This window comes from Ruegeria sp. E1 (assembly GCF_056534225.1).
In genome coordinates this window covers 1-7,416 of sequence record NZ_JBQFPE010000029.1, presented here as the reverse complement: position 1 = coordinate 7,416, position 7,416 = coordinate 1, and the positions used below count along the sequence as shown (strand labels likewise).

Genomic DNA, 7,416 nt, shown 5'->3' with positions numbered 1-7,416 from the left:
TCTTAGCGTTAATTTGGCAACTCCCTCAAATACTTGAAAATAAATATAATTCAATTACGCCCGACCTATGAGTACAACAATACGCTAAATTCTAGCTCCAACCCAGAGATCAAGTAGATGGCCGCTGACGCAACTAGCACCAAAACGGCAAAGCCAAAGGCACGTAAGAGCTGCAAGCATTGCAAGAGTAGATACACGCCGTTCAGAAAGACCTCCCAGTACTGCTCCGATAGCTGTCGAGTTTTAGCTCACAACAAACGCAAGGCCGAAGCCGCTGCGGTATCGGTCAAACACGAAGAGCGCATGCAACGCTCTCTACGTTGGCATCGTAATCAGGAGCATCTTCGACATCTTTCTGATGACGACCTCAGGGTCCTCATAGAAGCCAAATGGCAGGACCGGTTGGAACGAGATCATGATAGACGAGCGTTGGCCAAAGAGCGTTACGCGTACCGAAAGGCATCTGAGCAAAACGTGGTCACCTGCCATGAGGTCAACGACGACGGTGAGGATACAAGACAGAAGGTCGAAGAATGCCGACCAGCTTCCAAGACTGATAAAGCAACTGTGACGACAAAACCCATTAAGGTCGAAATAGGTCCGACCAAGAAGAGACCCTACCCAAAGGTCGAGACCAAGCGTAGGCGGGTATTTGTTGCAAATAATCCGTCAAATCTTACTAGCCAAAAGTAGCAAACGCAGATGACAGATCTGCCTTGAGCAAAACGATGTAAGTGGTCATCACAACATCGTTGAACAACGACATGCTAGTATCGTCATCGAGTAAATCCTGAGACAAGCCCCTCAGGGTGTCTCTCGATAATGGCATCTAGCTAGATTGAATTGCGATCATTGGAAGGTGGTCCACCCTCTACAACCTTATCCTTGGTCTATCTCATCTGGTCTGAACATCAGGTAGTTGCCTGATGAATGTATCCAGATGAACTCCCTAAACACTAGTGACGTAATGCGCTGGCCTGTGTCTCAACATTCAGGTCCTCTCTCTATAGTGGCGTCACGCTAACTCCAATAGGACAGCCCATGATATCAATAACCTGCCACCAGTGCGGGGCGTCTTTCTATGCGCAACGCTCATCAGCAAAGTTCTGCAACGCGACTTGCCGCAAAGCCTCATCACGAGGAGGCGTTCCCGAAAACCGTACAACTTCACCAACGAAGCGCCGTCGAGAGGACGAACTGTTTAACCTCCATATGATCCTTTGCAAAACCTACTACGGGATGCCTCCTGCAGACCGCCCAGCCTACCTAGAAGGTCTGATTGACCGAGCGCGAAATGGCGACAAAAGTGTCAAAGAAATTCTGACCAACTTGTACCTCCTGAAAGCCAAGGAAGGGAGTAAGGTCTACAACTACCGAGGATCCAGAGCATATCCAACTTTACCTCAAGAAGCCTCTCGGTTTGTCACTGCAAATTGGGGTGTTTCTATTGGTGACGCGGTCGCCGCTTAGTCATGCGACCCTCGCTGCCACGGCGGGGGAAGCCACGCCAGGCATTATTGCTGGTAAGATACGATGCAAATCTCTGTACCTGTGCCGACCTTTTTTGAGACAGCGTTCCAGATGGCTCGCCGCTTGGAAATAATGTCGTCGCAACCCGACTTGAATGCGGTTGATCTTTGCACCCTCAAGTGGAACTGTGCCGATAACAAAATGAGCAGGAAAACATGTACGAGAACGCGTTCAACAAGATCGAGCGGGACCTCCGCGCCGAAGATGGTATCGCCAACGAACTGGACTACGTAGAGCAGACATCTTGGGTATTATTCCTCAAGTATTTGCACGATCTGGAAAGCGAGCGCCGCGACCGGGCCGAACTTGATGGCGAAAAATACGCACCCATTATCGACGGCGACTATCGCTGGGACAACTGGGCAGCCCCCAAAGTCAACGGAGAGTTCGACCACAACAGTGCCCGTATTGGCGATGACCTGATCAAGTTCGTCGATCAGGAGCTTTTCCCGTATCTCGCGGCCTTCCGTCAGTCCGCTACAGGCCCTCAAACTATCCAGTACAAGATCGGTGAGGTGTTCACCGAGCTTCGCAACAAGTTTCGCTCCGGGTACATCCTCCGAGACGTGCTGGAGGCAATAGACGGCTTGTCATTCAACACCCAAGCCCAGCGCCACGAACTCTCAGAGCTCTATGAAACCCGCATCCGTCGCATGGGTAATGCAGGTCGCAATGGAGGCGAATACTACACCCCTCGCCCACTCATTCGGGCAATGATCAAGGTAACTGATCCCAAAATCGGAGAGACGATCTATGACGGTGCTGTAGGCTCCGCTGGCTTCCTTTGTGAAGCCTATGACTACATGCGCACTGACAAACTGTCGGCGTCCGACTTCGAGACTCTGCAGACCGATACCTTCTACGGACAGGAGAAGAAGGGTCTCGCCTACGTCATCGGCATCATGAACATGGTCCTTCATGGGATCGAGGCACCCAACCTCATCCACTCCAACACGCTCAATGAAAACGTGATGGATATCCAAGAGAAGGACCGGCACGACATAATCCTCGCAAATCCTCCTTTCGGGGGCGGAGAGCGACGGGAGGTGCAGCAGAACTTTCCGATCCGTACTGGTGAGACAGCATACCTCTTCCTGCAACACTTCATTCGCAAGCTGCGAGCTGGTGGCAAGGCGGCAGTTGTCATCAAGAACACCTTCCTCAGCAACACCGACAACGCCTCGATAGCCTTGCGCAAGGAGCTGCTAGAAGCGGCTGAGTTGCATACTATCCTCGACTGTCCGCAAGGGACGTTTCAGGGTGCTGGTGTGAAGACGGTGGTGCTGTTCTTCGAGAAGGGCGCACCCACAAGAGACATCTGGTTCTATCAGCTCGATCCCGGTCGCAGCTTGGGTAAAACCAAACCGTTAAACGATGACGATCTTGCTGAGTTTGTGGAGCTGCAGAAGACACGACCCAACGGACCTCAAAGCTGGATCGTGAAACGAGCCGATCTGGACGAAGAGACGTATGATCTCTCAGTGAACAACCCCAATGCACCTGAGGAGGCTCCTCTGCGGTCCCCCGAAGACATCATTGCAGACATGTTGGCGCGGGATGCAGAGACAGCCAAGATTCTTGAAAACATCCGGGGGATGCTGTGAAGGATCTGGTAAAGTCGGGTTGGCAAACAATGCAACTTGGAGAAGTCTGCAGTCTTCTCAACGGTCGCGCGTACAAGAAGCCGGAGCTTCTTGAGTCTGGACGTTACCCAGTGCTTCGAGTTGGCAATTTCTTTACGAACAATCACTGGTACTATTCTGATCTGGAGTTGGATGAAAATAAGTACTGCGATAACGGAGACCTACTATACGCTTGGTCAGCGTCTTTTGGCCCGCGTATCTGGAACGGTGGCAAGGTTATCTATCACTATCACATCTGGAAAGTAGTCCCCTCTGAACAAGTTCTGAGGGACTATCTGTTCTATTTCTTTGATTGGGACAAAGAACGTATCAAGGATGAACAAGGCGCGGGTGCAACGATGATCCATGTTTCCAAGCGTTCAATGGAAGCACGTGCCATTCCTGTTCCACCCCTTGAAGAACAACGGCGGATCGTTGCGGTTCTAGACGAGGCCTTCGCGGGCCTGGCTCGCGCTCGGGAGAACGCTGAGGTTAATCTGCAGAATGCGCGTGAGTTATTGGCTGAGATGATCTCTCGGCGCTTCAGTGCAATCGCAGCTACTGATGGCAGTGTTAAAGCTCTTGGAGAGATGGCTGATTTTCGGAACGGCCTTAATTTCAAGCGGACGAGCAGCGGTGCGGAAGTCAAAGTCGTGGGGGTCGGTGATTTCAAAGACAACTTCGAGGTTCCTTTGAATGAACTCTCGAGCGTCACTGTGGACGGTGATCTCTCCGAGGCAGACTGCCTTCAAGCGGGTGACTTGCTCGCGGTACGATCTAACGGAAATCGTGAACTCATTGGTCGAACTATGGTTCTGCCAGAGCTTGAAGAGCCTGTTTCTTTTTCCGGTTTCACTATTCGCATCAGGCTAAAAACAGAAGAACTTAGCCCAGCATACCTTTGCGAGTTCATGAAAACCCGTGAAGCAAGGGCGAAGCTCACTGCAGGTGGCGGTGGTGCGAACATCAGCAACCTGAACCAAACGCTTCTTGCAGGTTTTTCTGTCCACTACCCAGATCGTCCCGAACAGAGGCGAGTACTCGACGAACTGGGTGCACTCCGGATCTATGCTCAAAGGCTTGTGGATCGGTGCCGAGACCAGCTCGATGACTTAGATGATCTCCGCCAGTCCCTACTGCAAAACGCCTTCGCGGGCGAACTGACATGAGCTGGGCATCAAACCATGACGCTAGCCTCGATAAGCTCCAAAGAGTTCAAGGCAGCCTGACCGTTGGGTTGATCATGGTTCCTAGAAAAGACTTTCTTGTCTGCCGCCCGTCGCAATCTGCGGCCGAAGTCACTAACGCTAATCCATTGAACTTCAGTTATCTGCCTGTAGTCGACGACAAGGAACGTGTGATCGGTCTCTACAATGCTGAACGCTGGTTCCAAAACGCCGCACCGGAAGGAGGCGTTCGTGACGACTATTTGCCCTTGTCAGAGGAGATAGTGATTGGGGCTGACGCCAGCATCTTCGATTTCATCCGCAACGCCGACGATGTGTCTACCAAACTCGTGGTTTCCGGCGAGGGTGTCTCAGGCCTTGTCAGTCTGTCAGACATTCAACAACTACCTGTCCGTGCTGCACTGTTTGCGTTGGTCACCAGCCTTGAGATGGCCATGTCTCTTGCGATTGAAAGCCGATGGCCGAACTCTGACGACTGGATGTCGCATCTCTCCGATGGTCGTCGTCAGAAGCTGCAGGACGAGATACTCATGGCACAAAAAAGAGATGGGTTTGTAAGCGAGATTACTTTCACGCAGATTACAGACAAGGCCGTTCTACTCCTGAAGGGTGGATTGGTGACAGCAACCCGCAACGCCCACGATGCGCGGTTCAAAGCCATCAGGGAGCTTAGAGATAATCTTGCTCATGCGAACAGGTACGCAGACACCCCCGAAGCTGCTGCATCCGTCTGCCAAGTCGTACGCTCTATCTACGAGCTGAAGGATGAGTTGATCCGAGCAACTGCCAGCACTGAACCTCTCTTGGGGGTCGCATGAGCCTTTACGACGAGACAGAAGCCGATACCCGTGCGGAACGCATCGACCCCGTCCTCGCCGCTGCTGGCTGGGGGCAGAACGGTTCTCGCATTCGTAGAGAAGTCATTTGCCCGGGTCGCATTCAATCTGGTGGCACTCGCGGACGCGGTCTGTCGGCTGACTACGTGTTGATCCACAAGGGTCAAAAACTGGCGGTACTCGAAGCCAAACGGGCGGGCGTAAGCCACCGCAACGGTGTTGGTCAGGCCAAAGACTACGCTTCTCGGCTTGGATCGAGGTTCGCCTATGCGTCCAACGGATTGAACTGGTACCAGATCGATATGACGACGGGAGCCGAGGGCGATTTAACTCTCCCGTTCCCGTCACCAGATGAACTCTGGGATCGTACATTCACAGCTCAGAATGATTGGCGGGAACGCTTCGGAGCAGTGGAATTCGAGACAGACGGCGGTAAGTGGGAACTGCGTTACTATCAGCACAACGCGATTACTGCGGCTCTGGAGGCTCTGGCAATTGGCGACAAGCGCATATTGTTGACGCTGGCAACCGGAACGGGAAAGACGTCCATAGCCTTCCAGATCGCTTGGAAACTGTTTCAGGCAAAGTGGAACCTGTCAGGTAAGCCGGTCAGGCGACCGCGTATCCTGTTCCTAGCAGACAGGAATATTCTCGCCGATCAGGCTTACAACGCATTCTCGGCGTTCCCGAACGATGCGGTTACTCGCATAGACCCCGACACGATCCGCAAGAACGGTGGTAAGCCTCCGAAGAACGCGAGCCTGTTCTTCACCATCTTTCAGACCTTCATGACGGGTGAGGGCGAGCCGGTGTACAAAGACTACTCCCCGGACTTCTTCGACTTCATCGTAATTGATGAGTGCCACCGAGGCGGTGCTAACGACCAGAGCGAATGGCGTCACCTGCTGGAGTATTTTGAGCCAGCCGCACAGCTTGGTCTCACAGCTACTCCCAAGCGCAAGCACAACGCCGACACCTACGCTTACTTCGGCGAACCGGCTTTTACCTACGCACTGCGGGACGGTATCGAGGACGGCTTCCTGACGCCTTTCAAGGTGCGTCAGATGGCAAGTACCATTGATGAATATGTCTATGATGGTTCTGACGATGTTATTGCTGGAGACATCGAGGCGGGCGAAGCGTTCACTGAGGGCGACTTCAACACCCGAATAGTCATTGAAGAACGTGAGCTAAGCCGAGTGCAAGAGTTCATGAGGCAGATCGACCAGCGACAAAAGACTTTGGTGTTCTGTGCAACGCAGGATCATGCTGCGCTGGTCCGCGACCTCATCAATCAGGTCAAGAACAGCACCAACCCAAACTACTGCCACCGCGTGACCGCTGATGACGGTGCAGTTGGTGAACAGCACCTACGTGACTTCCAAGACAACGACAAAACGATACCGACTGTTCTGACCACGTCGCAGAAGCTCTCGACGGGCGTCGATGCGAGGAACATCCGCCATATCGTTCTGATGCGCCCAATTCGCTCAATGATCGAGTTTAAGCAGATCATCGGTCGGGGGACACGGACCTTTGAAGGCAAAGACTTCTTTACCATCTGGGATTTCGTAAAGGCCCATGAGAACTTCAACGATCCTGAGTGGGATGGCGAACCGCTTGAACCTGAAGCGCCCCGAGGTCCTTGTGTTCCACCGAGCGAACCCCCGGTAGATGAAGGCGAACCACCAGAAAACGGTGAAGATGCGGATGACCTCCCCCGAGAGAAGATCCAAGTCGCGCTCTCGGATGGGACAGTTCGCAATATCCAATACATCGCGGCCACGACCTATTGGAGCCCAGAGGGCAAGCCGATCTCTGCGGCGGAGTTCTTGAAGAGGCTGTTTGGTGATCTTTCTGGGATTGTTGCAGATGAAGACCATCTGCGAGCGGTGTGGAGCGATCCTGACAACCGCGAACACTTTCTCGGACAACTGTCTGACCGAGGATACGATCAAGACAGGCTCGACGACATTCGACGGTTAGTTGATGCCCCAGAGAGCGATTTGTTTGATGTCCTCAGCTACATCCTTTTCACAAACACCCCCAAGACTCGACACGATAGGGCAGACCGACTGAGAGAAGGGTCGATGGACGTCTATGATGCGGAGACTAAAGACTTATTGCTCGGCATCCTCAAGGCCTACGAAACAGATGGTGAAAGTGAATTGGCAACAAAAAAATTGGGGCAATTTCTGGTGGCCCGGTACGGCAGTATCGGCGAGGGCAAAGAGAAACTAG

4 protein-coding genes are annotated in these 7,416 nt (G+C 52.8%); all 4 read left to right on the top strand.

Annotated elements, in window-relative coordinates:
- Window positions 1–1,685: 1,685 nt before the first annotated feature.
- Window positions 1,686–3,134 (top strand): class I SAM-dependent DNA methyltransferase, encoded by a 1,449-nt coding sequence (locus ACR0FG_RS20685; RefSeq protein ID WP_480895238.1) that lies wholly within the window; start codon window positions 1,686–1,688, stop codon window positions 3,132–3,134.
- Entirely contained in the window at window positions 3,131–4,321 is a 1,191-nt protein-coding gene (locus ACR0FG_RS20680) for a restriction endonuclease subunit S (RefSeq protein ID WP_480895236.1), read from the top strand. Before ACR0FG_RS20685 ends, ACR0FG_RS20680 begins: the two co-directional genes overlap by 4 nt.
- Complete coding sequence (locus ACR0FG_RS20675; RefSeq protein WP_480895234.1) at window positions 4,318–5,157, top strand: hypothetical protein; 840 nt, start codon at window positions 4,318–4,320, stop codon at window positions 5,155–5,157. Before ACR0FG_RS20680 ends, ACR0FG_RS20675 begins: the two co-directional genes overlap by 4 nt.
- Window positions 5,154–7,416: EcoAI/FtnUII family type I restriction enzme subunit R (hsdR, locus tag ACR0FG_RS20670; RefSeq protein WP_480895232.1), on the top strand; the 2,263-nt coding region annotated here is incomplete at its 3' end. The genes ACR0FG_RS20675 and hsdR, both read left to right, overlap by 4 nt.

What these genes read in the sequence shown, in the direction of transcription:
- ACR0FG_RS20675 (WP_480895234.1), top strand. Translation starts at nt 4,318, where the DNA reads ATGAGCTGGGCATCAAACCATGACGCTAGCCTCGATAAGCTCCAAAGA.
- ACR0FG_RS20685 (WP_480895238.1), top strand. Translation starts at nt 1,686, where the DNA reads ATGTACGAGAACGCGTTCAACAAGATCGAGCGGGACCTCCGCGCCGAA.